24 protein-coding genes are annotated in these 25,922 nt (G+C 71.0%); 8 read left to right on the top strand and 16 right to left on the bottom strand.

The annotated features are described in order from the left end of the window. The first annotated feature begins 32 nt into the window (after positions 1-32). Entirely contained in the window at positions 33-839 is an 807-nt protein-coding gene (locus CRP55_RS13175) for a class I SAM-dependent methyltransferase (RefSeq protein ID WP_097320143.1), read from the top strand. Here CRP55_RS13175 and CRP55_RS13170 read toward each other — a convergent pair. The 3 genes from CRP55_RS13170 to dhaL form a co-directional block, all read right to left on the bottom strand. Next, on the bottom strand, positions 828-1,328 hold the full coding sequence (locus CRP55_RS13170) for an SRPBCC family protein (RefSeq protein WP_097320142.1): 501 nt from the start codon (positions 1,326-1,328) through the stop codon (positions 828-830). The genes CRP55_RS13175 and CRP55_RS13170 overlap by 12 nt on opposite strands. A gap of 78 nt (positions 1,329-1,406) precedes the next feature. After that, positions 1,407-1,859, bottom strand: coding sequence for a protein phosphatase (locus tag CRP55_RS13165; protein ID WP_438865784.1), 453 nt, complete (start codon positions 1,857-1,859; stop codon positions 1,407-1,409). Positions 1,860-1,863: 4 nt separating this feature from the next. Then, on the bottom strand, positions 1,864-3,549 hold the full coding sequence (gene dhaL / locus CRP55_RS13160; protein ID WP_097320141.1) for a dihydroxyacetone kinase subunit DhaL: 1,686 nt from the start codon (positions 3,547-3,549) through the stop codon (positions 1,864-1,866). 204 nt (positions 3,550-3,753) lie between these two features. On the opposite strand from dhaL, the gene argS reads away from it, so the two are divergent. Together argS and CRP55_RS13150 are read left to right on the top strand one after the other, a co-directional pair. Further along, the gene (argS, locus tag CRP55_RS13155) at positions 3,754-5,358 is read left to right on the top strand and encodes an arginine--tRNA ligase (RefSeq protein WP_097320351.1); all 1,605 of its coding nucleotides are present in this window, start codon (positions 3,754-3,756) and stop codon (positions 5,356-5,358) included. 54 nt (positions 5,359-5,412) lie between these two features. Beyond that, a complete protein-coding gene (locus CRP55_RS13150) occupies positions 5,413-7,194 on the top strand; it encodes a bifunctional metallophosphatase/5'-nucleotidase (protein WP_097320140.1) in 1,782 nt (593 codons plus the stop codon). Here the strand turns inward: CRP55_RS13150 and CRP55_RS13145 are convergent. From CRP55_RS13145 to CRP55_RS13130, 4 genes are all read right to left on the bottom strand, one after another. Then, complete coding sequence (locus tag CRP55_RS13145) at positions 7,191-7,514, bottom strand: hypothetical protein (protein WP_097320139.1); 324 nt, start codon at positions 7,512-7,514, stop codon at positions 7,191-7,193. The genes CRP55_RS13150 and CRP55_RS13145 overlap by 4 nt on opposite strands. 36 nt (positions 7,515-7,550) lie before the next feature. After that, complete coding sequence (locus CRP55_RS13140) at positions 7,551-8,405, bottom strand: MerR family transcriptional regulator (RefSeq protein WP_097320138.1); 855 nt, start codon at positions 8,403-8,405, stop codon at positions 7,551-7,553. A gap of 36 nt (positions 8,406-8,441) precedes the next feature. Then, the gene (locus CRP55_RS13135; RefSeq protein WP_097320350.1) at positions 8,442-9,866 is read right to left on the bottom strand and encodes a serine/threonine-protein kinase; all 1,425 of its coding nucleotides are present in this window, start codon (positions 9,864-9,866) and stop codon (positions 8,442-8,444) included. 200 nt (positions 9,867-10,066) lie between these two features. Further along, positions 10,067-10,486: a hypothetical protein gene (locus tag CRP55_RS13130; protein WP_097320137.1), complete on the bottom strand. Its 420-nt coding sequence runs from the start codon at positions 10,484-10,486 to the stop codon at positions 10,067-10,069. A gap of 325 nt (positions 10,487-10,811) precedes the next feature. Between CRP55_RS13130 and CRP55_RS13125 the strand changes: the two genes are divergently transcribed. Then, the gene (locus CRP55_RS13125) at positions 10,812-11,171 is read left to right on the top strand and encodes an STAS domain-containing protein (protein ID WP_097320136.1); all 360 of its coding nucleotides are present in this window, start codon (positions 10,812-10,814) and stop codon (positions 11,169-11,171) included. Positions 11,172-11,175: 4 nt separating this feature from the next. Here the strand turns inward: CRP55_RS13125 and surE are convergent, their stop codons facing one another. The 4 genes from surE to CRP55_RS13105 all read right to left on the bottom strand — a co-directional run bounded on the left by surE (position 11,176) and on the right by CRP55_RS13105 (position 14,381). Next, on the bottom strand, positions 11,176-12,018 hold the full coding sequence (surE, locus tag CRP55_RS13120) for a 5'/3'-nucleotidase SurE (protein WP_097320135.1): 843 nt from the start codon (positions 12,016-12,018) through the stop codon (positions 11,176-11,178). After that, positions 12,018-12,947: a 1-phosphofructokinase family hexose kinase gene (locus CRP55_RS13115; protein WP_245922961.1), complete on the bottom strand. Its 930-nt coding sequence runs from the start codon at positions 12,945-12,947 to the stop codon at positions 12,018-12,020. Before CRP55_RS13115 ends, surE begins: the two co-directional genes overlap by 1 nt. 76 nt (positions 12,948-13,023) lie before the next feature. Further along, entirely contained in the window at positions 13,024-13,356 is a 333-nt protein-coding gene (locus tag CRP55_RS13110) for a hypothetical protein (protein WP_245922960.1), read from the bottom strand. A 110-nt stretch (positions 13,357-13,466) separates the two neighbouring features. Next, positions 13,467-14,381, bottom strand: a complete 915-nt coding sequence (locus CRP55_RS13105; protein ID WP_097320133.1) for a cation diffusion facilitator family transporter — start codon at positions 14,379-14,381, stop codon at positions 13,467-13,469. A gap of 169 nt (positions 14,382-14,550) precedes the next feature. Here CRP55_RS13105 and CRP55_RS13100 point away from each other — a divergent pair, with 169 nt between their 5' ends. Further along, a complete protein-coding gene (locus CRP55_RS13100; protein ID WP_245922959.1) occupies positions 14,551-15,423 on the top strand; it encodes an SMP-30/gluconolactonase/LRE family protein in 873 nt (290 codons plus the stop codon). Here CRP55_RS13100 and CRP55_RS13095 read toward each other — a convergent pair. Together CRP55_RS13095 and CRP55_RS13090 are read right to left on the bottom strand one after the other, a co-directional pair. Next, complete coding sequence (locus CRP55_RS13095) at positions 15,413-17,542, bottom strand: HelD family protein (RefSeq protein WP_097320131.1); 2,130 nt, start codon at positions 17,540-17,542, stop codon at positions 15,413-15,415. The two genes, CRP55_RS13100 and CRP55_RS13095, sit on opposite strands and share 11 nt — an antisense overlap. A gap of 902 nt (positions 17,543-18,444) precedes the next feature. Next, positions 18,445-19,377, bottom strand: a complete 933-nt coding sequence (locus CRP55_RS13090) for an alpha/beta fold hydrolase (RefSeq protein WP_097320130.1) — start codon at positions 19,375-19,377, stop codon at positions 18,445-18,447. Positions 19,378-19,578: 201 nt separating this feature from the next. Here CRP55_RS13090 and CRP55_RS13085 point away from each other — a divergent pair, with 201 nt between their 5' ends. Beyond that, positions 19,579-20,199 carry a carbonic anhydrase gene (locus CRP55_RS13085; protein WP_097320129.1) on the top strand — a complete coding sequence of 207 codons (621 nt, stop codon included), beginning with the start codon at positions 19,579-19,581 and terminating at the stop codon, positions 20,197-20,199. A gap of 280 nt (positions 20,200-20,479) precedes the next feature. Here CRP55_RS13085 and CRP55_RS13080 read toward each other — a convergent pair whose 3' ends face one another. Next, positions 20,480-20,806 carry a hypothetical protein gene (locus CRP55_RS13080; protein ID WP_097320128.1) on the bottom strand — a complete coding sequence of 109 codons (327 nt, stop codon included), beginning with the start codon at positions 20,804-20,806 and terminating at the stop codon, positions 20,480-20,482. Positions 20,807-21,040: 234 nt separating this feature from the next. On the opposite strand from CRP55_RS13080, the gene CRP55_RS13075 reads away from it, so the two are divergent. After that, positions 21,041-21,532 (top strand): DUF3145 domain-containing protein, encoded by a 492-nt coding sequence (locus CRP55_RS13075; protein ID WP_097320127.1) that lies wholly within the window; start codon positions 21,041-21,043, stop codon positions 21,530-21,532. Between the two features lie 52 nt (positions 21,533-21,584). After that, the gene (locus tag CRP55_RS13070) at positions 21,585-23,282 is read left to right on the top strand and encodes a glycoside hydrolase family 3 protein (RefSeq protein WP_245922958.1); all 1,698 of its coding nucleotides are present in this window, start codon (positions 21,585-21,587) and stop codon (positions 23,280-23,282) included. Between the two features lie 1,143 nt (positions 23,283-24,425). Here CRP55_RS13070 and fabF read toward each other — a convergent pair. Continuing rightward, positions 24,426-25,652 carry a beta-ketoacyl-ACP synthase II gene (gene fabF / locus CRP55_RS13065; RefSeq protein ID WP_097320125.1) on the bottom strand — a complete coding sequence of 409 codons (1,227 nt, stop codon included), beginning with the start codon at positions 25,650-25,652 and terminating at the stop codon, positions 24,426-24,428. A gap of 1 nt (position 25,653) precedes the next feature. Then, a complete protein-coding gene (locus CRP55_RS13060; protein ID WP_097320124.1) occupies positions 25,654-25,896 on the bottom strand; it encodes an acyl carrier protein in 243 nt (80 codons plus the stop codon). Between the last annotated feature and the right edge of the window lie 26 nt (positions 25,897-25,922).

The raw sequence follows: 25,922 nt of genomic DNA, 5'->3' as shown, positions 1-25,922 counted from the left end.
GCCTGACCAGGGAAGTTCCTAGCGTCGAAGGCATGACAGAACTCGTACTCGAAGGTATCAAGGCCAAGCAGCAGAAGACCTGGGCCAGCGGCGACTACGGCGCGGTGGCGGCCCTCATCCATCCGATGGCCGAGGAGACCGTGCAGGCGGCCGACCTGTCGGCCGGGGCGAAGGTGCTCGACGTGGCCGCCGGGACGGGCAACGCGTCGATCGCGGCCGCCCGCTGCGGGGCCGACGTGCTCGCCACCGACTATGTGGGCGCCCTGCTCGATCGGGCCCGGGAGCGGGCCGCGGCCGAGCATCTGCCGATCGCCACCGAGGTCGCGGACGCGGAGAACCTGCCGTATCCGGACGCCCGCTTCGACGCCGTCTTCTCCGTGGTCGGCGCCATGTTCGCGCCCGACCAGGAGAAGGTCGCGGCCGAGCTGGCCCGGGTGTGCCGGCCCGGCGGGACGATCGCCATGGCCAACTGGACGCCGGACGGTTTCATCGGCGAGATGTTCCGCACCGTCGGCCGGCGGGTTCCGCCGCCGCCCGGCATCCGCGGGCCGGTCGAGTGGGGCAGCGAAGCGCGGGTGCGCGAGCTGTTCGGCGACCGGGCCGACGTGACCGCGACCGTGAAGACGTTCGTCTTCCGGTTCGCCTCGCCGGAAGCCTTCACCGACTACTTCCGGCAGGTTTACGGCCCGACGCTGAAGGCGTTCGAGGCGCTCGGCCCGGACGGCGGCAAGCCGCTCTACGACGATCTGGTCGCCCTGGCCGGCCGATCGAACACGGCCACCGACGGCACCTGCAAGATCCCGTCGACGTATCTGCAGGTGGTGGCTCTACGTCGGTAGCTCGCCCAGCACTGTGGACGGCGCCGGGGGGAACTGCACCTCGGCCGTCCGCATGCCGGCCAGCGCGTTCAGGGCACCGGTCAGCGCCACGGCGCTGGCCGTGCCGAATTTCTCGAACTCGACCCGCATCAGCGGTGTGGCCAGCTTGGCCAGGCCGTGCATCTCCAGCTCCACCCGGTAGGTCACCTCGGCGCCCGTGGCGAGCGGCCGCACGGTGACCGCGTCGGTGCAGGTGGCGCCCTCGTTGCGCCCGTGGAAGAGCAGGCGGCCGGGCTCGGCCGCGACCAGCGTGTAGACCATCTCGGTGGTGAGACCGAGGATCCGGCAGACCTGCAGCCAGCTCGCGCCCGGCCGGATCGGCCCGCCGTCCTGCCGGGTGGTCCGCTGCACGGCCGGATCCCAGGCAGCGGTGTTACCGAAATCGGTCAGATATCCGAGCACCGGACCGGCGGCGGCGGTCACGGCCAAGGTGCGCTCCACGACGATCATCAAACCCCCCAGGGCCTCGGCGTGCGGCTCTTAGCGTAATGGCCGCTTCTGATCATCGCCCTGGGTTTGCTCCGTGCCTCAGCTGTGCGGCGAAAGCCGTGCGACGAACCTCTTCTGCCAGGGCGTCTCGACGGCCCGCCGGTGATAGCCCTCCCGCACGAAGGCGACGGCCTCGTCCGGCGGCACCCCGTCGAGCACGGCCAGCCAGGCCAGGGCGGTTCCGGTGCGCCCACGCCCACCACCGCAGGCGATCTCGACCCGGTCCCGCGCGCTGCGGTCAAGAGCTTCGATCAAGACCGTTTCCGCGTACGCCTTGTCCGCCGGCAACCGAAAATCCGGCCACCGGACCCACCGGCTCTCCCACCCGAACTCGGGCGGCGCACCCCCGAGCAGGTAGACCCCGAACGTGGGCGGATGCCCCGACGGCATGGCCTCCCGAAGCCCACGGCCCCGCACCAGCCGCCCCGAGGGCAGCCGCAACACTCCCGCCTCACCGGCCCGCCACAGTTGCCCCTCCACGGCCATGTCCATCGGCTCATGGTCGCAGGGTTGTGGCCAGGGTGGCCAGCCAGGTCCAGACGGCGATCGCACCCGGATCGGGGTGGCCGAGCACCCGGTCGCCCAAGTAGCTGGAGCGGCCCAGGCGGGCCGGGACCGCAGCGGTGGCGGTGGCGCCCACCTTGGCCGCCTCCACCGCGGACTCCAGGGCGGCCGGCCAGTCGTTGCCGGCCTCCAGGCTGCCGGCGAAGGCGTCGGCCGCGGGCTGCAGGGCGTCGACCATCGTGCGGTCGCCCATGGCGGCGTCGCCCACCTCGCGGACGCCGGACACGCCGGCGCGGAAGGCCAGGGCCCAGTCGGCCGGGGTGGGGGAGCCGGGTAGCGCCGACGCGGCCCGGAGCAGCAGGACGGCGTACAGCGGACCCGAAGTGCCGCCGACCGAACGGCGGACCGTGGCCGAGGCGGCGCGCAGGACCGCGCCGGGGCCGTCGGCGCCGGGATATCCGGGGCATTCGGCCAGGATGGCGGCGGCGCCGCGGGCCAGGCTGATGCCGAGGTCGCCGTCGCCGACCTCGCGGTCGAGGTCGGTCAGCTCGTCACGGGCCGAGATCAGTGTCTCGGCCACCGCCTCCAGCGCGCGGCGCAGCGGATCGGTCACGCCCAGCTCGCCGGCCGGGCTCTCGGCGGCCGGCGGCGCGGGAATCGTCGACGGGCCGGGCCGGGAGACCACGACGGGCCAGGCCGGGGCCGACGTCGGCGCGTCCAGCAGGGCCAGCAGGTCGTCGTCGACCGGCAGGATGCTCAGCGAGGCCCCGGCCATGTCGAGGGCGGTCAGGAAGTTGCCGGCCCAGAGCCGCTCGACCAGGATGCCGCGGCCACCGAGATCACGGGCGGCCGCGTCGGCCATGATGGACAACTCCATCGGCGGGGTCGCGCCCAGGCCGTTGACCAGTACCGCCACCCGGGCGCCGGACGCGACGCGGCGATCGTCGACGATCGCTTGCGCCAGGCGCGCCACGGTGTCCCGTACGGGAAGAAGCGCCCCTCGCTCCACCCCCGGCTCGCCGTGAATGCCGAGACCCCACTCCACCTCGTCACCGTCGAGGAGAAAGCCCGGCTGCCCGGCCGCCGGAACGGTGCAGGCGCTCAGCGCCACGCCCATCGTCCCGACCGTGTCGGCCACCCGCCGGGCCCGCTGCGCCACCTCGGCCAGCGGCAGCCCGGCGGCGGCCGCGGCACCCGCCACCTTGTGCACGAGCACGGTGCCGGCGATGCCCCGGCGCCCGGCCCCGCCCGCCGCCAGCGCCACGTCGTCGGCGACCACGACGATCGCCGTCTCGATGCCCTCGGCCCGGGCCAGCTCGGCCGCGAGCCCGAAGTTGAGCCGATCGCCGGTGTAGTTCTTGACGATCAGCAGCACCCCGCCGGGCGTCGCGACGGCCCGGATCGCCTCGAGCACGGCGTCGACCGACGGCGAGGTGAAGACCTCACCCGACACGGCCGCGGTGAGCATGCCGTCGCCCACGTAGCCGGCGTGCGCCGGCTCGTGCCCCGCCCCGCCACCGGAGATCACCGCGACGTGGCCGTTGTCTCGCAGCTCACCGACGTCGGAGCGGATCGCGGTGGTCGACCCGCCCAGCCGCGCCACCGGCGCCGCCGTCCGGGTGAGTCCGTCCAGGGATTCGCCGACCACACCCGCGGGGTCGTTGATGAGCTTCTTCACGCTTCACATCTTGCTATCCCGGCCGCGCCGCCGCAGAGATCGGTCGTGATCGGTTACAGTGGCGGCCATGCAGACCTTCAGTGAGCGACGCCGGCGTTCCGACGACCGCCGCTGATCTCTGCATTTCTTCCGGCGGGTCGAGCCCGCCGGATCGTTTCACGAGACCGGTCGACCCGTCTTCGCCGTACGTCGATGGGTCTGGTCATGAATGTTGAAGCTCTTCTCACTGCGCGGCTCGCCGCGGCCTTCGAAGCTGTGGCCGGGCGGCCGGTCGATCCGCTGGTGAGGGCGTCGCAGCACGCCGACTTCCAGTCCGGGGTCGCCCTGGGGCTGGCCAAGGAACTCGGCCGGCCGCCGCGCGACATCGCCGCCGAGGCCATGAAAAAAGCGGGCATGGCGGGCGTGGAAGTGTCGGGGCCGGGGTTCCTCAACATCACCCTCGACGATGAGGTGATCAAGGGGGCGCCGCCCGAAGTCCCGCTGACCGAGCATCCCGAACGGATCGTGATCGACTACTCGGGGCCCAATGTGGCCAAGGAACTGCACGTCGGGCACCTGCGGTCGACGATCATCGGGGACGCGCTGGCCCGGCTCCTCGAAGCCACCGGTCACGACGTCGTCCGGGTCAACCATCTCGGCGACTGGGGCACCCAGTTCGGCATGCTGATCGAGTACATGGCCGGCAATGATCATGGCCAGGCGACGATCGGCGATCTCACCGAGTTCTACCGGCGGGCCCGGGTCAGGTTCGACGGCGACGAGGACTTCCGGACCCGGGCCCGGCTCCGGGTCGTCGCGCTGCAGAGCGGCGACCCCACCTCGCGCGCCCTCTGGCAGCGGCTCGTCGCGCAGTCCGAGCAGTCCTTCGTGGACTCGTACGCCCGGCTCGGCATCGGGCTCGCACCCGGCGATTTCGTCGGCGAGAGCTTTTACCAGCCCATGCTCGCCGGCGTGGTCGACGAGCTCACCGCGAAAGGCCTGCTCGTCGAGAGCGAGGGCGCCCTCTGTGCCTTCCCGCCCGGCGAGATCGGCCGGGACGGGCGGCCGCTTCCGCTCATCGTGCGCAAGAGCGACGGCGGCTTCGGCTACGCCGCCACTGATCTCGCCGCTCTCCGCTTCCGGGTGCAGGAGCTCAAAGCTTCCAGGCTTCTGTACGTCGTGGGCACTCCCCAGAAGCAGCATTTCCGGATGGTCTTCGCGGTCGCCCGGGCGGCCGGCTGGCTGGACGGGGTGGAGCCCGAGCACATCGACTTCGGGTCGATCCTCGGCGCCGACGGCAAGATGCTCAAGACCCGGGCCGGCGACACCGTCAAGCTCGGCGACCTGCTCGACGAGGCGGCCGCCCAGGCCACCAGCCCGGCGATCGGCGTCGGGGCCATCAAGTACGCCGACCTGGCCGGCGACCGGCGCAGCGACTACCTGTTCGACTGGGACCGGATGCTCGCCGCCACCGGCAACACCGGTCCCTACCTGCAGTACGCCGTCGCCCGGATCCGGTCGCTGATCGCCAAAGCCACCACCGCGCCCGGCCCCGTGAAGGTCACCGACCCGGCCGAGCGGCGGCTCGCCCTGACCCTCTTGGGCTTCGAGCCGGCCGTCCTCGCCGCCGCCGAGGGAAGGGAGCCGCACCGGCTGGCCGTTTACCTGCACGATCTGGCCGTCGCCTTCACCACCTTCTACGAGAAGTGCCCGATCTTGAAGTCCGAAGGTGACGTACGGGCGAGCCGGCTCACCTTGGCCGAGCGGACCGGCCAGACCTTGACCCTGGGTCTCGATCTCCTGGGGATCCCGGTGCCGGACGTCATGTGATCGAAGAAGGTCTAGTGTGCGTTCGTCAGGTTCGAAGACCCCGAAAGGCCCGACATGACCATCTCGCGGCGTACTGTGCTGGCCGCCTCGGCGGCGACGGTGGCGACCCCGCTCGTCCTCTCCGACGCGGCGCAGGCGCACCCCAAGGGCGGAAACCACGGCCCGGAGACCTATCACCTGACGGTGCTGGGCACATCGGACACCCACGGCAACGTCTACAACTGGGACTACTACAAGGACGCCGAGTACGACGACAGCGCGCACAACGACGTCGGTGTCGCCAAGCTGGCCGCCCTGGTCAACAAGCTGCGCAAGGAGGCGAAGGGCGCCACCCTCGTGCTCGACGCCGGCGACACCATCCAGGGCACGCCGCTGGCCACGTACTACGCCAAGCAGGAGCCGATCACGACCACCGGTGAGAAGCACCCGATGGCCCGCGCCATGAACGTGCTGCACTACGACGCCATCACGCTGGGCAACCACGAGTTCAACTACGGCCTGCCGCTGCTGAACCTGTGGATCCGCCAGCTCGGGTTCCCGGCCCTGGCCGCCAATGCGGTGAGCGCCAAGACCGGACGGCCGGCCTTCACCCCGTACATCATCAAGAAGGTCTCTCTGGGCCGGCACGCGCCGACGCTGCGCGTCGGCATCCTCGGGCTGACCAACCCCGGCGTGGCGATCTGGGACAAGGGCAACGTCGAGGGCAAGCTCAACTTCCTCGACATGGTGAGCACCGCCGCCAAGTGGGTGCCGGTCATGCGCGCGCACGGCGCCGACATCGTGCTGATCTCGGCGCACGGCGGCGACAGCGGCCTGTCCAGCTACGGCCCGGAGCTTCCGAACGAGAACCCGGCCGCGCTGATCGCCCAGAACGTTCCCGGCATCGACGCGATCCTGTTCGGTCACGCCCACCAGGAGATCGCGCAGCGCTTCGTGACCAACACGAAGACCGGGCAGCAGGTGCTCATGTCGGAGCCGTCGAAGTGGGGCCAGCGCCTCACGAAGATGGACTTCGACCTGGTCCGCGAGAAGGGCCGCTGGCGGATCACGACCAAGGCCGCGGTCACGCTGAACACCAACACGGTCGAGGCCGACCACAAGGTCCTGGCCGCGGTCAAGGCACAGCACACCAAGACCGTGGCGTACGTCAACCAGGTCGTGGCCGACTCGACCGAGGAGCTGTCCGCCGCCACCTCGCGGTACGAGGACACCCCGATCCTCGACTACATCAACAAGGTGCAGACCGACACGGTGACCGCCGCCCTGGCCGGCACCGAGTACGCGAGCCTGCCGGTGCTGTCGATCGCCGCGCCGTTCAGCCGCACCGCGGTGTTCCCGAAGGGCGCGTTCAAGATCAAGGACGTGGCCGGGCTCTACATCTACGACAACACGCTCGAGGCCGTCGTGCTGACCGGCGCCGAGGTGAAGGCGTACCTGGAGTACTCGGCGAAGTTCTTCGTCACGCTGGCGCCGGGCGCGCCGGTGGACCCGGCGGCGATCAGCGACCCGTCGATCCCGGACTACAACTACGACGTGTTCTCCGGCGTCGACTACGACATCGACATCAGCAAGCCGATCGGCTCGCGGATCACCCGCTTGCAGATCGCCGGGGCCGGCGTCGACCCGGCCGCGCGCTTCGTGGTGGCGGTGAACAACTACCGGCGCTCCGGCGGCGGCAACTTCCCCGGCATCGTGAAGACGCAGGTCTACAACGCGCAGCAAGAGATCCGCCAGCTGCTGATCGACTGGGCGCAGGCCAAGGGCTCGATCAACCCGGCCGACTTCTACGTCAAGAACTGGCAGCTGGTCCGCGAGGGCGTGCCGGTCGTCTTCTAGATCGTTTTCTCGAGAAGGGCGATGATCAGCGCGGCCGTCGTCAGGACGGTCGCGCCGAACACGATCCAGTAGGGGTAGCCCTCGTGGCGCCCGCGCCGGGCCTCCCGGGCCCGGCGCGCCGCCGAGACCACCCCCGGCAGGACGCCGAGGAGGGTCCAGAGGATCACCGGCAGCCACGAGGGTGCCGGCGGTCGGGCGGTCGGGTCCAATTCCTCGGGGTACGCGACGAGCAGGCGGCCGGGGGGAGTCCAAGGCTCACTGTCCGCCGCCTCACGGCGGGACGGCGGGATGGCCCAGGGCGGTGCCGTCGGATAGGTCATGTGCGCCCCATCGGCAGCGGCCCGGGTGACTTGAGGTTAGTTTTCGGGAGCAATTCTGACCGGGACCTGCATCTCGGTCACCCACTTGTCGAACTCGCACGGCGGGCAGTCGAGGTAGACCTCGCGGGCGAAGCCGGGCTCGATCGTGCGGTGGCCGTTGTCGTCGATCCAGTTGGCGATCTTCTGCCCGGTGCGGAACGCCTCGTTCATGTTGCCGTGGTGCAGCGCCGTCGCCGCCTGCTCGATCGGTGGCAGCGTGACCACGTCGAAGCCGGCCTCCGGCCCCACCTCGGCCGCGCCGATCGGGAAGGCCGCGTGCACCCGGATCGTCTCCTCGCCGGGCTCGGCCGGCGCCGGCTCGTACCAGGCGATCGGCGCGCCCGTCATGGCCACGCCGTGCTTCTCCATCAGCTCCATCAGCCGCGGATAGAGCGGACTCAGGTTCTCCCCGATCGACGTCGGGTGGTCGTAGCCCTCGGCCGTGGCCGACAGCTGTGCCACCCGCATCGCCGGGATGGTCTTGAGGACGACGTCTCCGGTGTCCATGTGCCCCTCGCTCTCGATCATGCGGAGGCGCGCGTCGACCTGGGCCAGGCGCGCGGTGTCCTGCCGCATGCGCGAGGCCAGCTCGGCCCGGCGCAGGCGCAGCATGCCGCGCAGCTCGGCGGTCTCCACCTTTTCGTCGATCAGCGTCTGCACCTGTTGGAGGCTGAAGCCCAGATCCTTGAGGGCGGTCACCCGGTTGAGCAGGCGCAGCTGGGCCGCGGTGTAGAAGCGGTAGCCGCTGTGCGGGTCGACGTGGGCGGGACGAAGCAGGCCGATGGCGTCGTAGTGGCGCAGCATGCGCACCGACACCCGGCCCAGGCCGGCGAACTCTCCGATGGAAAACACAGTCCACTCAGCCTGGGGTCTGACACCGTGTGAGGGTCAAGGGTTGGTCCCGCCACCCGTGCCGGGATCCTGCTCGGTCGGCGGGGTGGTGGGCGGTGTCGTGGGCGGCGTGGTGGGCGGCGTCGTCGGCGGGGTCGTCGCCGGCGTGGTGGTCGGCGCCGTGGTCGTGGGCTGCGTCGTCGGCGGCGTGGTGGTCGGCTTCGTGGTCGGCGCGGTGGTCGTGGCGGTCACCGACGGGCTCGGGGTGGACGAGCGGGACTGCTCACTGCCGCCGCGGTTGGTCTGCCGGGACGTCTCTTCGGCGGTGGGTGTCGTCTCCGTCGGCTCGACGGTCGGCTCGAGCGACACGACCGGGGCCGGCGCGTCCTTCGTCCCACCGTTGTTGTTCTTGGCGTCGTCGTTGCCGTCGCCGCTGAGCGCGATCGCGAAGGCGAGACCGCCCGCCAGCACCAGCAGCGCGACCACGGCGACCAGGAGCGCGGTCTGGCTGCGCGGCGGGCGCCGGGCCGCGGTGGTGGCGGCCGCGGGCACGGGCGTGGGCGGCAGGTCGCGGGGGAGCGGCACGGCCCGGGTCGGCGCGGCCGGGCTCAGCGGGGCGACCTTCATGGTGCCGGTGAGACGTTTCCAGTCGAGCGGGCCGGCCGCCGCGAACGCCGCCTCGGCGAACTCGGCCGCGGTCTCGAACCGGTCGGCCGGTTGCTTGGCCATCGCCTTGTAGATGAGGTGGACGACCTCGTCCGGCACGTCGGCCGGCAGCGGCTCGGGCTCGTCCTCGAGGTGGCGCAGCGCGACCTGGAGGGCGTTGTCGCCGTCGAACGGCGGGTGGCCTGAGATGCAGTGATAGGCGACCGCGCCGAGCGCGTAGATGTCGGTGGCGGGGGAGACGTTGCCCTTGGCCACCTGTTCGGGCGCCATGTAGAGGGCGGTGCCGACGATCGCGTTCACCGCTGTGACGCTGGTCACCGCGTTCGACCGGGCGACGCCGAAGTCGACCAGCACGACCGTGCCGTTCGGCTTGACGATCAGGTTGCCGGGCTTGACGTCGCGGTGAACCGTGCCGTTGAGGTGGGCCGCGTGCAGCGCCTCGGCCGCCTGGGCCACGATCGACATGACCTCGGCCACCGGCATCGGGCCCTGCTTGACCCGGGTGGAGAGCGGCTCGCCCTCCACATATGCCATCACCAGGTAGGCGACCGAGTCCTCACCGCCGTCCTCGTCGGCACCGGCGTAGTCGTAGACCTCCACGACGCCGGGGTGACGAAAGGCCGCCATCATCCGGGCCTCGCCGTAGAAGCGGGCGGCGAACTCGGGATCGGACAGCATGGCGGAGCGCAGCACCTTGACCGCGATGGTGCGGCCCAGCACGACGTCGGTGCCGCGCCAGACGTCACCCATGCCGCCCGTGGCGATGCGCTCGTCCAACCGGTACCGGTTGCCCAGGAGGTGTCCCGCAGTGAGCACCAAGGGACCTTATCTAATCGGGTGGCTGAGCCACAGCGGTGAGGAACGTGAGAGCCGAGCAGCGCTCAACTTTAGCGACCCTCGCCGATCAGCGGGGGGCCAGAGGGTCCTGACCGATTTGTCGGTATTTTACGGACTCTCGGGACACGCCTGGTCGCCGGGCGGCAAAGGGCTCCGTCCGGCGACCAGGGATCAAGGGATTACTTCGTGTCGTACGTGGGGGTGACCACGACCGCGGTCTCGGCCAGCTCCAGTTCCTCGTTCTCGGCCTGGCGCTCCAGCGCGGCCCGGGCCGAGCTCGCGGCCGCCCAGCCGATCGCGACGCCGAGCAGTCCCACGCCCACGATCAGGCCCCACGGGCGGCCCGGCCGGCGGCCTGCCAGCGCGCCGTAGGCGGCGTTCGCCCTGGTCCAGGCCACGTCGGCCTTGTCGCTGGCCTTGCCCGCGAGCTTGTAGCTCTGCTTGCTCGCCTTGCGGCTGGCCTTCCGGGCCTTGCGGCCCGCCTTGCCGGCCAGGTCCGCGGTCTCCTTGGCGCTGTCACCGGCCGCGGCCATGGCGGACGACAGGTAGTCCCAGGCCTGGGCGGCGGTGCGCTCCGCCGTGTTCTTGCTGGTGAACATGTCTCCTCCTGTGGCTCGCCTACATCGTTAACCCTGCCCATGTGCGCCATTGGTGAAACGTGTCCCGTGTGGACGCCATCACGTTTCGGAAACGACTTGCCTGCCCCCGGTAGTCTTGACCCGGTTCACACGAGGCACTCAGGTGTCTAACAGGTTTGGGGCCTAACCTTTCGGTCAGTCTCACCGAACCTTTCGAGGATGGCTCTGCTCCCAAAAGGGCAGGTCAGCCCCGAGCGCGGGCGACGACGGCGTCGACACGCCGTGCAGTGGTCAGTGCAGTGGAGGAACGACGCCTGGATGCTCCGGGCGGGTGGAGGGAATTGGCGTGACGCTGTCGATAATGACGTCGACGCTTGCCGGCGATGTGGTGGAGGTCTCGCCCAGCGGCGAGATCGACGTCGAGAACGCGTACGAGATCCGCGAGGCCGTCGGCGAGCAGCTGGCCGCCGGGCCGCCCGGCCGCATCGAGCTCAACCTTCAGAACGTCACCTTCATCGACTCCGTAGGCATCAGCGCCCTCGTGGCCGCCTTCCAGCTCGCGGCCGTGAGCGACGTCAAGCTCGTGGTCACGCGCCCCAGCCGCTTCGCGCACCGTCAGCTCTGGGTGACCGGCCTGCTCGGCCTGTTCGGCAACCCCGAGCCGTTCGCCGAGGGCAAGGCCCAGCCGGCCGCCGCCAGCAGCTGATCTCTCACGCCAGCGCCGACGCGTGGACCTGGATCGTCTCCAGGTTGATGCGCACGTCCACCGCCTCCACGGGCGGCCTGATCGGCGTGACCACGGCGTAATGCTCGGCCAGCGCGGCCAGGTCCGTGTCCGGCTCGAGCAGCTCGTCGGCGGCCTGCACGGCGGTGCGCACGAATCCCTCGCCGGCCTCGGCGATGCTCACCTGCACCTGGCCGAACGAGGCCAGCGACGTCCGGCGCAGCCCGCGGATGCCGTCGAGGTGCAGGTCGGGCACGTTGAGGTTGAAGACGGTGCCGGTCGGCGTGTGCCGCAGCGTCGGCGCCAGCCGCACGGCCAGCTCGGCCGCGCTCTCCCAGTGCCGTTTCTCGTCCTCCTCGTGGTCGAGGGCGGCCAGGGCGGCGCCGCCACTGCGCGCCGACGAGGCCCGCGGCGACAGCACGTCGAGCGAGACCGCCATCCCGTGCAGCCCGGCGTAGGAGCCGGTCAGCGTGGCCCCGACGGTCCCGGAGTGCACGACGGCCGAGCCCGCGTTGGCGCCCCGGTTGATGCCCGAGAAGATCATCTCGGGCGGCTCGCCGAAGGCCTCGCGCAGGGCGAGGAGCACGATGTACGCCGGGGAGGCCGCGACCGCGTACGCCGGAATGTGTTTGGCGTGCGGCAGTTCCCGCTTGTGCAGGATGATTTTGCCGTGCTCCTCGACCGCGGTCATCGCGGCGCTGCTGCCGCTCGCCTCGGTGACCGGGGCCGCGACCACGACGTCGTGGCCCTCCCGTGCCAGCGCCCGGGCGAGATGCCGCAGGCCCGGCGCGTCGATGCCGTCGTCGTTGGTGACCAGGATTCTCGTCATCACGCCTTCTTGATCGGGGTGAGCTTGACCCGCTCGGTGAGCACCTGGACCGCGTCCAGATGGCCGGTGCCGAGTCCGTGCCGGGTGACGTTGAGCGCTCCGGCGGCGGCCCCGGTGCGGACCGCGTCGTGCATGTCGCCGCCCTTGGCCAGCACGGCGGCCACGCCCGCGGTCATCGAGTCGCCGGCGCCGCGGTGGTCGGCGATCGACAGCTTGGGGATGCCGACCCGGTAGATCTCCTCGTTGAACATGGCCAGCGCGCCCGCGTCGGCCCGCGACACCAGCACCGACTCGGCGCCGTCGTCGTGCAGCTTGAGCAGGGCGTCGGTGAGCTGCTTCTCGGAGTTGTCCTTGGCCAGCCCGTCCTTGATCAGCTCCTCGTGGCTGATCTTGACGACGTTCAAGCCGGCCTTCAGCACCGCCTTGAGGTGGTTGCCGCACAGGTCGGCGATCACCCGGCAGCCGTTGGCCCGCAGGTCCTTGGCCAGGCGGCCGTAGACGTCGGCCCGGATCACCGAGGGGTGCGCGGGGCCGCTGAGGATGGCGTTGCCGGCCCGCAGGCCCTCGGCCAGGGCCAGGTTGTAGAGCTCGTCGAGCTCGTGCCGGGTGAACGGGGCGCCGGGCTGCTCGGCGATCTCCTTGCGCTTGCCGTCGCGGCGGTCGTGCACGTACCAGCCGCTGCCGCTCTCGCGCGGGATGGTGCGCAGCTGGACGCCCTTGAAGTCGAGCAGGGGCTTGAGCACCCGGCCGACCTCACCGCCCACGGCTGCGCAGAGGGTCACCTCGGCGCCGAGCGAGGTGATCATCCGGGTCTGCCAGATGCCCTGGCCGCCCGGGTGGACATGCAGTTCCGGTACGTCGTGTTGCTGTTCGATCGTCACCGTCAGTTGCGGTGCCGGCGCGAAGACCATGACCCGAGCGTCGCCCATAAACGACATTTAAGCCGCAAGTCTCGCTTTGGGTGCCGATTCCCGCAAAAGTAGCGGCGGCACCCATCGCGCCGATTCAGATCTCGAAGGCCTCGTTGGTCAGGCCGACGATCTCGTCGGTCAGGTCGGGCCTGGTGCGGAGCAGGTCTTCCAGGCGCACCCGCCACTTGCCGGCCTCGACGTCGGCCGCGTAACGGTCGCCGCCGGTCTCGACCAGGGCGGTCAGGAGCCGCTGGCGCGTGTCCGCGAAGTGGCCGTATGTCTCGCTGCCGAGCCGGCGGAGCACCCGGGCGGCGAACGCCTCGGAGTGCGGGCTGCCGGCGGCCCGGACGAAGGCCCGGGCGCCGTCCCACGCCACCCGGGGCTGGTGGATGACCATGGTCATGCTGGTGTCCTCCCGTGTTCGCATGGTCACCAAGCGTAGTGACCGCGAGAGACCCGGGACGACGGGTCGGCGGACGCGGTGACCGGTGTGATCAGGGTGCACCTTGAGGTGTGATGATCGCCATAGTCTGGCGATCACCAACCGGCGGGAGAGCAGCGGCCGCCGGCGTTGACCGGCTCCACCTGGAGCGTGGCGTGCTCGATGTGGAAGTCGTCGTGCAGGGCGTCGCGGGCCGTGGTGAGCACGGTGCCGAGCTCGGCCGCCGGCTCCAGGCTCAGGTGGGCCGAGGCCACGTCCATGCCCGAGGTGAGGGTCCAGACGTGCAGGTCGTGCACGTCGCAGACGCCCGGCACGGCGGCCAGGCGAGCCCGCACCCGGGTGATGTCCAGGTGCTGCGGTGCGGCCTGGACCAGGATGCGCACGGCCGAGCGGCCGAGCGCGAAGGTGCGGGGCAGGATCAGCAGGGCGACGATGACGGCGACGATCGGGTCCGCGTACGACCAGCCGGTCAGCCCGATGACGGCGGCGGCCAGGATGACGCCGACCGAGCCCAGCAGGTCGCCGATCACCTCGAGGTAGGCGCCGCGGACGTTGATGCTCTCCTGCGCACCCTCGCGGAGCAGCCCGAACGCGATCAGGTTGATGATCAGGCCGCCGACCGCGACGATCAGCATCGAGCCGGCCGGCACGTCCGGCGGGTCGGTGAAGCGGCGCACGGCCTGCACCACGACGAAGCCGGCCACGGCGGTGAGCAGCACGGCGTTGGCCAGGGCGGCCAGCACCTCGAGCCGGTAGAGGCCGAAGGTGCGCTGCGAGTCGGTGGCGGCGCGGCCGGCCGCGGTGATCGCGGCCAGGGCCATGGCGATGCCCAGGACGTCGGTGAACATGTGCCCGGCGTCGGAGAGCAGCGCCAGCGAGCCGGTCGCCCAGGCGGCCAGCGCCTCGACGATCATGAAGCCGGCGAGCAGGCCGGCCGCCCACCACAGGCGGGAGCGATGCTTCGCTCCTGCCCTCAGCGCTTGACCGCCGTGGTCGTGCCCGGCTCCCATGCATCAACCTTCCGTCGGACCGCTTCGCCGTCGCCAATGTATGCGGACATTGCTATATGTGCAAGGTCGAACCATTGTCAGACCCGTGGGGTATGAACTCTTGGACAAGTCAAAAGCCCCGCCTGGAAAGGACCTCATCTCCGTGTCCAGACGTACCCTCGCGATTGTCATGGCAACGGTGCTCGCCGTGGTCGGCGCCGCGTCGCCCGCTGCCGCTCATTCCCCCGCACGGGGACCATCAGTGCTCGCCCTGCCCGACGGATTCCAGCCCGAGGGCATCGCCATCGGCGACAAGCCGTACGCCTACTTCGGCTCCCGGGCCGACGGCGACATCTACCGGGTCAGCCTCCGCACCGGGCGCGGCGACGTGATCAGCCAAGGGCCCGGCACTCCGTCGCTCGGCATGAAGATCGACGATCACGGCCGCCTCTTCGTGGCCGGTGGCAGTGGCGGCGACGCCCGGGTGATCGACACCCGCACCGGCAAGGTCCTTCGGTCGTACACGCTCCAGCCCGTCCCGTCCTTCATCAACGACGTCACCCTCACCGGCGGCGCCGCCTGGTTCACCGACTCCACCAACCCGGTGCTGTTCAAGGTGCGCAACGGCAAGGCCACCTCCGTCCCGCTGACCGGCGACATCGCCTACAGCACCGGGGTCAACGCCAACGGCATCGTGCCCACGCCCGACGGCAAGGCCCTGATCGTCGTGCAGAGCAACACCGGAAAGCTTTTCCGGGTGACGTACGACGGCAAGGCCACCCTGATCGACCTGGGCACCGAGAACGTCGTCAACGGCGACGGCCTCTGGCTGCGCGGTCGCACGCTGTACGTCGTGCAGAACCGGCTCAACGTGATCACGAAGGTCGAGCTGAACCGGAGCGGCACCGCGGGCACGGTCGTCTCGCGGACCGGCAACCCGAACTTCGACGTGCCGACCACCATCGCCGAGTACGGCAAGCGGTTCTACCTGCCCAACGCCCGGTTCACGACGCCGGCGACACCGGAGACGACCTACACCGCGGTGCGGGTGCCTATCCCTTAGGCAGCCAATCCGCGACGGTTCCGACAGTGGTCAGGCGCTGGGTGGCCCGGGAGAGAGCGACGTAAAGGGTGCGGATGCCGGCCGCGTCCCCGGTGAGGGACGACGGCTCGACGAGCACCACCGCGTCGTACTCCATGCCCTTGGCCTCCAGCGCCGTGACCACCTGGACCCGCTCCGGCAGGCCGGCCACCCAGCCGGCCATCTCGTCGCGGCGCGGCACCGGCGTGATCACGCCGATCGTCCCGTCGACGTCCGCCAGCTGCTTCTCGGCCACCTCACGCACCAGGTCGGGCAGCGCGGCGGCGCCGGCGACCAGGTCGACCGGGTCCACGCCGGTGCTGCGGACCGCCCGCGGCAACGGCAGGTCGGGCATGATCGCCCGGATGACCTCGGCCGCCACCGCGAAGATCTCCGACGAGTTGCGGTAGTTCGTGGTCAGCGCGAAACTGTTGCGCTTGCGCGAGCCGAGCGCGCGGTCACGAGCCCGGTCGAGCTCGGCCGGGTCACCGGCCCAGGCCGTCTGCGCCGGGTCGCCGACGATCGTCCACGACGCGTACGAGCCCCGGCGGCCGATCATGCGCCACTGCATCGGCGACACGTCCTGCGACTCGTCGACGACCACGTGCGCGTACTCCCGGTAATCCTCGTCGCGCTGCACCTGCTGGGCCCGCTGCGCCGCCTGGCGGTCGGCGTACGTGCTGACCTCCTGGATCCCGTCCCGTACGTGGAAAGGATTCTTGGTCTTCTTGGCCGCCTGCCGGGGACGGCCCAAAATCTCGTCGAGCTCGTCCAGCAGCGCCACGTCGGCGATCGTCGGCCCCTCGGCCGCCAGCGCGTCGAACGACCCCTGCAGGCGGGCGATCTCCTCTCTCGAGAGGACCCCATTGGCGTACGCCTTCAGGCGCGGCGCGACCGCAAGCCAGCGCAGCACCCGCATCGGCGTGAAACGCGGCCACCAGGCCCGCAGGAAGTCACGGAAGTCGCCCCGGTCGGCCAGCTCGGACTCGAACTCGCGCTTCTCCGGCAGGCCGCTCACCTTGTGCTGGCGGGCCTGCGCCCAGAGCGCGTCGAAGAGCCGGTCGAAGCCCACGCCGCGAACCTCGTTGCGCCGGGCCCCGCGCGGCAGAGCCGACCGGCGGATCTTGTCGAGCTCGTCCTTGCCGAGCCGCAACAGCGTCCCCCGGTAGAGCAAGCGCAGCTCGGTGGGACCGTCCGGCACGGCGTCGTGCGAGGCCCGCTCGAGCACCCGCCGCATCCGCAGCGAGCCCTTGATCGCGGCGATGTCGCTCGGGTCGACCCGGGTGGCGCCGAACCCCGGCACGAGCGTGCCGAGCGAGCGCAGGGTGGCCGTGTCCTCGCCGAGCGACGGCAGCACGGTGGCGATGTATTCGACGAAGACGCCCGACGGCCCGACGACGAGGATGCCGCCGCCGGCGAACCGGTTGCGGTCGGAGTAGAGCAGGTAGGCGGCGCGGTGCAGGGCCACGGCGGTCTTGCCGGTGCCCGGCCCGCCGGTCACGATCGTCACGCCGGAGGCGGGGGAGCGGATCGCGTCGTCCTGCTCCCGCTGAATCGTGGCGACGATGTCCCGCATGCCCCGCCCGGTCGCCTTGGACAGGCTGGCCAGCAGCGCGCCGTCACCGACGACCCGCATGTCGGCCGGCGCGGCGTCCGGGTCGAGCAGGTCGTCCTCGATGCCGGTGACCCGCTCACGGCTCGACTGGATCATCCGCCGCCGGACGACCCCGAGCGGCTCGGCCGCGGTCGCCCGGTAGAAGGCGGCGGCGGCGGGGGCCCGCCAGTCGACGACGAGAGGCTGCGAGCTGTCGTCGCGGATGCCCATGCGGCCGACATAATGCGTGGCCCCGGTCTTGAGGTCGAGGCGCCCGAAGACCAGCCCCTCATACTCGGTGTCGAGAGCGTGCCGGCGCCGGGCGGCGTGAAAGACCATCGCATCCCGCTCGACCAGGGCGCCGAAGTTACCGACGCCGGCGAGCTGGTAGCCCTCCTTCTCGGCGCGCGAGGCATCCCGGCGCAGCTCGGCGAGCCGGGAGTAAACCCGGTCCACGTGCTCCTGCTCGACCGCGATCTCCTGTTGCAGGACGGTGGCGTCGCTCAACTCCGTGGATCTCCCTATGTCCGCGCCCCCACGTGCAGGGGGCAATCGAACTTACTCCCCCGGCGCACCCCGCGTCTGCTCCGACCCCCGGTTCTCCGCCGCTTCCTCAACCTTTCCCCACCCCACCCTCCTCCACCCACAGCCCTCAGCGCCCGTTTCCCCAGCCCACCCCCACCACCGCTCCGCGCCCCGCTTACTCCCCGCCGCCCCTCTCCACCGGCCACCGTGCCTGGTCACCGTGCCTGGCCGCCGCGCCCGGCCGCTGTTCCTGGCCGTCCTGGCGACCGTTGCGCCTGTCCGGTCGCCGTGCCTGGCCGCTGTGCCCAGCCGACCTGGCTGGCCGTCCTTGTGCCGTCGTGCCCGGCCGGCCTGGTACCCATGCCCGGCCGCTGTGCCTCGCCGTCCTTGCGGTCGTGGTGCCTGGCCGCTGTGCCGGGCTGTCCTGCCAGCCGTCGTGACCGGCTGCCGTGCCCGCTCGTCCTGCCGACCGCTCTGCCTGGTCGGCGTGCTTGGCCGGCGTGCTTGGCCGTCTCCTGTGCTGCGGCGGCTGGCCGGCGTGCTTGGCCGTCCTGGTGCTGCTCTGCCGCCCGACCTTCCTGGCCCCTTCGTTCGTTCTGCCGCCCGACTTTCCTGGCCCCTCCGTTCGTTCTGCCGGCGTTTCGCCCAGCCAGGCCGATCGGGGGCCGCTCTCAGCGGCCGCCGCCTCGGTCCCGGTCGGCGGAAACATCGGCCCTGCCTCCCGCTGCCCACTTCGCTTGGCGCTGTTGGGCGTGGGGGTGAGTGCGAGTATCGGTGGATTTGCGTTGTTGCACGCTGACACACCATCGGGGTGGCTTCGACTGCCGGTTTTGCGATTTTTCGCGGCGCTCGGGCTGCGGATCGTGCCTGGCGGCCGGGGAGGGCTATGCCGCCTGGTCGAGGCGGTTGGTGACGCGGCGGGGGCGGCGGGTGCGTGTAGCCCGGCGGACGATCGCGGTCAAGGCGGCCGAGACGTCGTCGGGGCGTTCCAGGGTGAGCATGTGACCGGCGCCGGGGAGGACGGTCAGGGTGGCGCCGGGTAGGGCCGCGGCGATCGACTCGGCGCAGGCCGGTGGGGTCAGGCGGTCGCGTTCGCCGACCAGGACCGAGGCCGGGACGCCGGCGAGTGCCGCCAGCGTGTCCAGGCGCTGCTGGGCGCCGATCGACGCCCGGAAGCCGCCGATCGAGCGCAGCGACGTGCGGCCGACGCAGCGCATCGTCACCTGCAGGGCGTGGTCGTCGAGGTCGTCGCCGAACAGCAGCCAGCGCACGGCCGGGCGCAACGCCGGCAGCAGGAGCCGGTGCGGCGCCCACGGGCCGGACCGGGCCAGGAGGCCGGCACCGAGCACCTCGCCGGCCCGCATCAGGGTGGCCAGCTGGGGCGGCAGGCCGTACCGGGTGTGGGTGTGTCCCTCGGCGGTGGTCGAGACGAAAAGAAGGCCGGCCACTCGGCCGGCGAATTCTTCGGGGTACGCGTGGGCGTACTCCATGATCGTCATCCCGCCCATCGAGTGCCCGGCGAGAATGACGGGGCCACTGGGGGCGTACACCCGAATGACCTCGGCCAAATCCTCGCCGAGCCGGCCCAGAGTGGCGCCGCCGAGCTCGGTCGCGCCGGAGCGCCCGTGCCCCCGCGCGTCGTAAGTGATCACCCGTGGGGAGCGCCGTCCGAGACGCTTCAAGGCGGTGACCTGCTGGCGCCACGTGCGCCGATCGAGGCACCAGCCGTGCACGAGCACGACGGTGGCCGGGGCGTCGGCCTCACCGTGGATCTCGACGTGCAGGGTCACGCCGTCGCTGAGGGTGAGCTCAGGCATCGGGGCACCTCCGGGGGATCTACCGCCGCCCCGTAGTACCCACGGGTAATAAGCATCACTCGTGATCGACCGAATTGCCAGTTCCAGCCGGATCATGAAATCGGCTCCCGGGTCCGCCGGTCGGGACTTTCGGCCCTTGCGCTCAACGTGAGTTGTCTCGCACTCGCTGTTCACATCGCCCGGTGGGGAGAGAATCCTCGTATGACGACGGACCCGGCAGCCGCCCCCAGCGCCCCGATCACTTCCGCAGCTGAAGCCCTGGCCGAGTTGCTGGCCGGCAACAAGCGCTTCGTCTCGGGCCGCCCCGAGCACGGCCATCAGGTCGCCGCCGCGGCCGCCGCGTCGGGCGGGCAGCAGCCGCACGCCGTCGTGATCGGCTGCATCGACTCCCGGGTGCCCCTGGAGGCGATCTTCGACCAGACCTTCGGTTCGATCTGCGTGGTCCGCTCCGGCGCCCACGTGGTCGACCGCGCGGTGCTGGGCTCGGTCGGCTTCGCGGTGTCGGCCCTGGGCGTCCCGCTGGTGGTGGTCCTGGGTCACAAGCGCTGCGGCGCGGTGGCCGCGACGGTGGAGTCCCTCCGCGCCGGAGCTCACCCGGCGGGCGACATCGGCTACCTGGTCGACGAGATCACCCCGGCGGTCCGCGCGGTGGGCGTGGACGACCCGGACGCCCCGGAGAAGGCGATGCGGGCCCACGTGAGCCGCACGGTCCGCCGCATGCAGTCCATCGACGCGGTGGCCGACGCCCTCGCCACGGGCCAGGCCGACGTGGTGGGCGCCGTCTACGACCTCGACACCGGCCTGGTCGAGATCCTGCCCTGACCCTTACTCAGCGTGTGGCTCGTTCCGGTACGGAGAGACTCTTCGTGTGCGTTTCACTCGGAGCGGGCCAGAACTGATTTGTCCCCTTCCGCGGCGATCCTGCCTGGATGATCTCCGTGGGCTGATCTTCACCAAGCGCAAAAAGGCGCCTCTCGGCCACAAAGCCGGGAGGCGCCTTTTTGGCGCTTTGAACGCGCGGGCCCGTTCCGCCTGAGGCGGCGGAACGGGCTCAGCTGACGATGCTGACCAGGGAACGGTCGGCGCCAGCAGGCTGAGTCACTCAGCCCTCGAAGACGCCGGCCTCGGCGAGGCGCTTCTCGGTGGCGTCCCAGCCGTCCTGCGGGTGGGCGGTCCCGAGGGCCTCGAGCTCGGCGCGGATCTTGGCGCCGTGGCCCGCGGCGGCGAGGAGACGGATCTCCTCGACGAACGCCTCGGAGTCGGTCTTGAGGTGCGCGGTCTTGCCGTTGGTCAGGTTACGCACGTACGCGAAGCGGCCGTTGGCGAGCGGAATGAGGTACTTGTACTCACCGAGCACGCTGAGGGCGCCGCCCGAACCCTGTCCGGCGCGGACTGATGCGCGGGCGGTCTTTGAGGTGTTGCTCGCCACGGCGGGACTCCTTGAGGAAAACAGAAAAAAGGCCGTTCTGACTCTACACGATGTCCGGCGAACCGTGCCGTCCGAGCAGGTTGAGGCGTTGTAACGGGTGTGCCACTACGGCCGATCCGATGTCGATGTTGCCGATTCTCTGGCGCACCATCCGTACCAACCGGCATCATGGGACACGATCAACCGCGGTCGAGGTCGTAGGGGAAGACGCACCTCGGTCTCCGGGAGGTCACCGTGCCAACGTGTGGCGTCGTATACGTCCACTCGACTCCACTCGCCGTGTGCCAGCACGTCGAGTGGGCGATCGCGCGTGTGCTGACCGCGCCGGTCACCCTGCACTGGACCGCGCAGCCGGTTGATCCCGGCGCGCGGCGGGCCGAGTGCAGCTGGACCGGGCGGGCCGGCACAGGCGCCGAGCTGGCTGCTGCCCTCAGGCAGTGGCCCATGATCCGTTTCGAGGTTACCGAGGAACCCAGCCCCGGCGTCGACGGCGAGCGCTTCATGCACGTCCCGGGCCGCGGCTTGTTCCACGGGGTCATGGGCGCTTCCGGAGACATCCAGATCGGCGAGGACAGGCTGCGCGCGATCATGGCCTCCGCGCGAGCGCCGGAGGCTCTTTCGCATGCCCTGGAGAAGGCCCTGGGCTCCGCCTGGGACGCCGAGCTGGAGCCGTACCGCTACGCCGGCGACGGCGCCCCTGTCACACTTCTGACCCGGGTCGGCTGACCGGCCCCCCACGAGGCGGGGCTGGACGGGCCCTGCTTCGATGGCGGGCGTGATGAGGACAGCTCGCGTCGGCCTGGTCGTGCCCCTGCTGCTCGCGGCGGCGGCGTGCAACGACGAACCGGCGCCGTCCGCCGCCCCGCCGCAACAGAGCGTGTCCGCGACTCCGTCACCCTCCGCAACGGGGAGCGACCCGGTCGCCGCCGCCCTGGGCCAGATGTCCGACGCCGATCTGGCCGGGCAGGTTCTCATGCCGTACGCCTATGGAAGCTCCGCCACCAGCGTCGACAAGACTTCAGCGGCGGGCAACCAGGGCCTGGCCGGCGTCAACACCCCGGCCGAGATGATCGCCAAGTTCCATCTCGGCGGCCTCATCCTGGTCAGCTTCACCGCGCAGGACCCGACCGGCGCCACCAACCCGACCACCAACGTCGAAAACCCGAAGCAGGTGCGTGAGCTCACCGACGGTCTCCAGGCCGCGGCGGCGCAGATCCCCGGCGGCGCCCCGCTGATGATCGGCATCGACCAGGAGTACGGCGTGGTCACCCGCGTCACCAACGGCGTCACCATGCTGCCCTCGGCCATGGCAGCCGGCGCCGCCGCGCAGCCCCCGCTCACCGAGAAGGCCTGGCTCACCGCGGGCCAGGAACTGGCCGCCATGGGCGTCACCGTCGACTTCGCCCCCGTCGCCGACACCCTGGGCCCGCCCGACAACACCGTGATCGGCTCCCGCTCGTTCGGCGCCGACCCCAAGGCCAACGCGGCCCAGGTCGCCGCCTCCGTCCGCGGCCTCGAGAAGGCCGGCGTCACGGCCGGTCTCAAGCACTTCCCCGGCCATGGCCACACCAGCGGCGACAGCCACGACGGCCTGCCCGTGGTCACCCAGAGCCGCGCCGCCTGGGACGCTCAGGATCGGCCACCGTTCCAGTCCGGCATCCAGGCCGGCGCCGGCGTCGTCATGTCCGGCCACCTGGACGTCCAGGCCCTCGACAAGGGCGTCCCCGCCACCTTCTCCCACAAGGTCATGACCGACGAGCTGCGCGGCCGCCTCAAGTTCACCGGCGTGGCCGTCACCGACGCCATGAACATGCCGCCCGCCATGAAGTGGCCCCCCGGCGAGGCCGCCGTCCGCGCCCTCAACGCCGGCAACGACATGCTGCTGATGCCACCGGACATCACCGCCGCCCGCGACGGCATCGTGGCCGCCCTGAAGAACGGAACCCTCAAGCGCGAGCGCCTGGTCGAGGCGGTCACCCGCATCCTCACCCTGAAGCTCCGCAAGCCCACCGCCCCGCGCCCCGACATCGCCACAGTCGGTTCCCCCGCCCACGCCGCCGCCGTGGGCCCTTTGTCCACCGCCGCCGTCACCGTCCTGCGAGGCGCCTGCGCGGGCCCCCTGATCACTGGCCCCGTCTCGGTCTCGGCCGACGACGTCCGCGAAACCGCCAAGCAAACCCTCATCAGGGAGCTTCAAACGGCCGGCGTCAAGGTCCAGCCGACCGGTGGGTCACTCATTCGCTTGGTGGGGTACGGCGACAAGCCCGCCGACCTGGACCCCCAGGCCACCATCACGATCGCCATGGACACCCCCCACCTCCTGTCCTCCGCCACTTCGAAAACCTTGATCGCCACCTACTCCTCAAGCCGCCTCTCCTTGACCGCAGCCGCCAACCTGATAGCCGGCAAGTCAAAGCCCCACGGCAAGTCCCCCGTCCCCGTAGCAGGCCTACCCACCTCAGCCTGCCCGGCCTGACCAGCCATACCCGCCCCCGCCGCGCCCTGCCGAAGGGCCGCAGCCCTCCGAAGCACATCACTCACCGCTCGCACGCGCGGAGCCCACCGACCCGAGGGGTATGAGTGTGGAGGTGGGCGCGCAGGCGGTCGGGGCGAGGGTGAAGGTAGGAAGCGCGGACCCTGTCCGCGGTGGACCGTGGAGGCGGGGAGCCGAGCCCTCCTGCGCGCAGACCTAACCGTGAGGTGGGAAACGCGAAGCCCGCCGGGCGCGTGGGTCCGTCGCCCGCCGAGGCTCGGGGCAGTGGCGAGGGAGCAAAGCTTGCCCGGCGCGCGGGTGCCTCGTTCGCCGAGGCCCGGGGAAGAGGCGTGGCAAAGCATGCCGCTCAGCAGCCGCTCGGGCGCGTGGATCGTGTGCCGCCGTCAGATCGTGACCGCACGACTGGGTCCGCCGGAGGTACCCCGATGCGGCGTGGGCCGCGGAAGAGCACGCCGCCCGCAGGAACGACGTAAGGCCCAGAGCAAAGCGCCCGCCGGTTCACGTGAGGCGCAGAGCACACCGCCCCGCCGGGTCGCGTGAGGCGCAGAGCACACCGCCCCGCCGGGTCGCGTGAGGCGCAGAGCACACCGCCCCGCCGGGTCGCGTGAGGCGCAGAGCGCACCGCCCCGCCGGGCTCGGCCGGGTCACGTGAGGCGCAGAGCGTGACTTCCACCAGGGCCGCTGAGGCACAGTGCATGCCGCCATCCGGGCCCAGGTGAGGCGCAGAGGACGCCGCGGCGAGGTCGGCCCCCGCCTCCACCTCTCAGCAGAATCCGCTGCGGCCCTCAGACCTGACCACCGAACCCGCGCGACCGGCCTGGAATTGCCGACCAGCACACCACCCAGCTAGGCCCGGGTGACAAGCTCCCCTGCCCGCACCCCAGCGCGGATGCGAACCCCACCCCACCACCCGAGCAAGGTGACCGCCGGCCCACCCCACGCCCCAGCAGCCCGCAACCACCCACCTGGCAGCTACGGACTCCCCGGCAAGGTTGGGGGATGGGGTGACCACTCGAGGCATAAAACGCTTCCCAGTCAGCCCGAGTGGTCACCCCATCCCCCAACCGTCCCAGCGCAAGAAAGCCGGCCCCCCACCCAGAGGAACCGGCTTCAAGCGAAAGATTCTCAGGCCCGGGTAAAGACCAGAGCCACGTTGTGCCCACCAAACCCGAACGAGTTGTTCATAGCCGCCGGAATGTCCAGTGACCGCGCCTTGTGCGCCGCCACATCGAGATCCAGGCGATCATCCGGGTCGTCCAGGTTGATCGTCGGGGGGACGACGCTGTCGCGGATCGCCAGGATCACGGCGATCGACTCCAGCGCTCCGGCCGCACCCAGCAGGTGGCCGGACATCGACTTCGTCGAGGTCAGCAGCGGGTGGGTTCCCACTGCCGTCTTGATGCCCACGATCTCGCCCATGTCGCCGACCGGGGTCGAGGTGGCGTGCGCGTTGACGTGGACGATGTCGGCGCCGGTCAGGCCGGCGTCGCGGATCGCCTTTGTCATCGCCCGGGCTCCGCCCTTGCACTCCGGGTCGGGCTGCACGATGTCGAACCCGTCCGATGTGATGCCCGAGCCGGCCAGGCGGGCGTAGACGCGTGCCCCTCGGGCCTTCGCGTGCTCGGCCCTTTCCAGGACCACCGCGCCCGATCCTTCGCCGAACACGAAGCCGTCGCGGCCTTTGTCCCACGGCCGGGACGCCTTCTCCGGGTCGTCGTTGCGCGTCGACATGGCGCGCATGTTGGCGAATCCGGCGAACGGCAGCGGGTGGATGACCGCCTCGGTGCCGCCGGCCAGGACCACGTCGGCCCGGCCGCTGCGGATGATGTCCATGCCGAGCGCCAGGGCTTCGGCGCCGGTCGCGCAGGCGCTGGCCATCGCGTGGACGCCGGCCTGTGCCTTGAGGTCGATGCCGATCCACGCGGCCGGCCCGTTGGGCATGAGCATCGGCACGGTGTGCGGGCTGACCTTGCGGGGGCCTGACTCTTCGAGGATGTCGTCCTGGTTGAGCAGGGTGAGCGCACCGCCTATGCCGCTGCCGAAGCTGACGGCGAGGCGCTCGCGGTCGATCTCCGCGTCTTCCAGGCCGGCGTCCGCCCAGGCCTGCTTCGCGGCGATCAGCGCGATCGCCTCGGAGCGGTCGAGGCGGCGGAGCCGGACCCTTTCGAGCACCTCGGAGGGTTCGACCTTGAGTTGTGCGGCGATTTTCACTGTGGCCTGCTCGGCCCACCCCGCGGTGATGTGACTCACCCCGGAGCGGCCGGCGAGCATGGCGTCCCAGGTGGACGCGACGTCCCCGCCCAACGGGGTGGTCGCGCCGAGCCCGGTGACGACGACGTCGACATTGCTCATGTCAGTGGTTCGCCTCGATGTAGCTCACCGCGTCACCGACGGTCTTCAGGTTCTGGACCTCGTTGTCGGGGATCTTGACGCCGAACTTCTCCTCGGCGGCCACCACGACCTCGACCATGGACAGCGAGTCGACGTCCAGGTCGTCGGTGAACGACTTGCCCTCGGCGACGTCGTCCGGGTTCACCCCGGCGACCTCTTCGAGGATCTCGGCGAGGCCGGAGGTGATCTCTTCGCGTGAAGCCATTACTGGTGTTTCCTCTCAATGGTGGG

This window comes from Paractinoplanes atraurantiacus (assembly GCF_900215205.1).
Classification (GTDB): domain Bacteria; phylum Actinomycetota; class Actinomycetes; order Mycobacteriales; family Micromonosporaceae; genus Actinoplanes; species Actinoplanes atraurantiacus.
The sequence above is the reverse complement of the archived record's forward strand: the minus strand, read 5'-3'. Positions and strand labels throughout refer to the sequence as shown.

Excerpts from the sequence above, each read along its gene's own strand:
- argS (WP_097320351.1), top strand. The coding sequence starts at position 3,754 with ATGAATGTTGAAGCTCTTCTCACTGCGCGGCTCGCCGCGGCCTTCGAA.
- fabF (WP_097320125.1), bottom strand. The coding sequence starts at position 25,652 with ATGAGCAATGTCGACGTCGTCGTCACCGGGCTCGGCGCGACCACCCCG.
- CRP55_RS13090 (WP_097320130.1), bottom strand. The coding sequence starts at position 19,377 with ATGCCTGAGCTCACCCTCAGCGACGGCGTGACCCTGCACGTCGAGATC.
- CRP55_RS13175 (WP_097320143.1), top strand. The coding sequence starts at position 33 with ATGACAGAACTCGTACTCGAAGGTATCAAGGCCAAGCAGCAGAAGACC.
- CRP55_RS13170 (WP_097320142.1), bottom strand. The coding sequence starts at position 1,328 with ATGATCGTCGTGGAGCGCACCTTGGCCGTGACCGCCGCCGCCGGTCCG.
- CRP55_RS13060 (WP_097320124.1), bottom strand. The coding sequence starts at position 25,896 with ATGGCTTCACGCGAAGAGATCACCTCCGGCCTCGCCGAGATCCTCGAA.
- CRP55_RS13145 (WP_097320139.1), bottom strand. The coding sequence starts at position 7,514 with ATGACCTATCCGACGGCACCGCCCTGGGCCATCCCGCCGTCCCGCCGT.
- CRP55_RS13150 (WP_097320140.1), top strand. The coding sequence starts at position 5,413 with ATGACCATCTCGCGGCGTACTGTGCTGGCCGCCTCGGCGGCGACGGTG.
- CRP55_RS13100 (WP_245922959.1), top strand. The coding sequence starts at position 14,551 with ATGGCAACGGTGCTCGCCGTGGTCGGCGCCGCGTCGCCCGCTGCCGCT.
- surE (WP_097320135.1), bottom strand. The coding sequence starts at position 12,018 with ATGACGAGAATCCTGGTCACCAACGACGACGGCATCGACGCGCCGGGC.
- CRP55_RS13105 (WP_097320133.1), bottom strand. The coding sequence starts at position 14,381 with ATGGGAGCCGGGCACGACCACGGCGGTCAAGCGCTGAGGGCAGGAGCG.
- CRP55_RS13070 (WP_245922958.1), top strand. The coding sequence starts at position 21,585 with ATGAGGACAGCTCGCGTCGGCCTGGTCGTGCCCCTGCTGCTCGCGGCG.
- CRP55_RS13110 (WP_245922960.1), bottom strand. The coding sequence starts at position 13,356 with ATGCGAACACGGGAGGACACCAGCATGACCATGGTCATCCACCAGCCC.
- CRP55_RS13085 (WP_097320129.1), top strand. The coding sequence starts at position 19,579 with ATGACGACGGACCCGGCAGCCGCCCCCAGCGCCCCGATCACTTCCGCA.
- CRP55_RS13115 (WP_245922961.1), bottom strand. The coding sequence starts at position 12,947 with ATGGGCGACGCTCGGGTCATGGTCTTCGCGCCGGCACCGCAACTGACG.
- CRP55_RS13165 (WP_438865784.1), bottom strand. The coding sequence starts at position 1,859 with ATGGACATGGCCGTGGAGGGGCAACTGTGGCGGGCCGGTGAGGCGGGA.
- CRP55_RS13130 (WP_097320137.1), bottom strand. The coding sequence starts at position 10,486 with ATGTTCACCAGCAAGAACACGGCGGAGCGCACCGCCGCCCAGGCCTGG.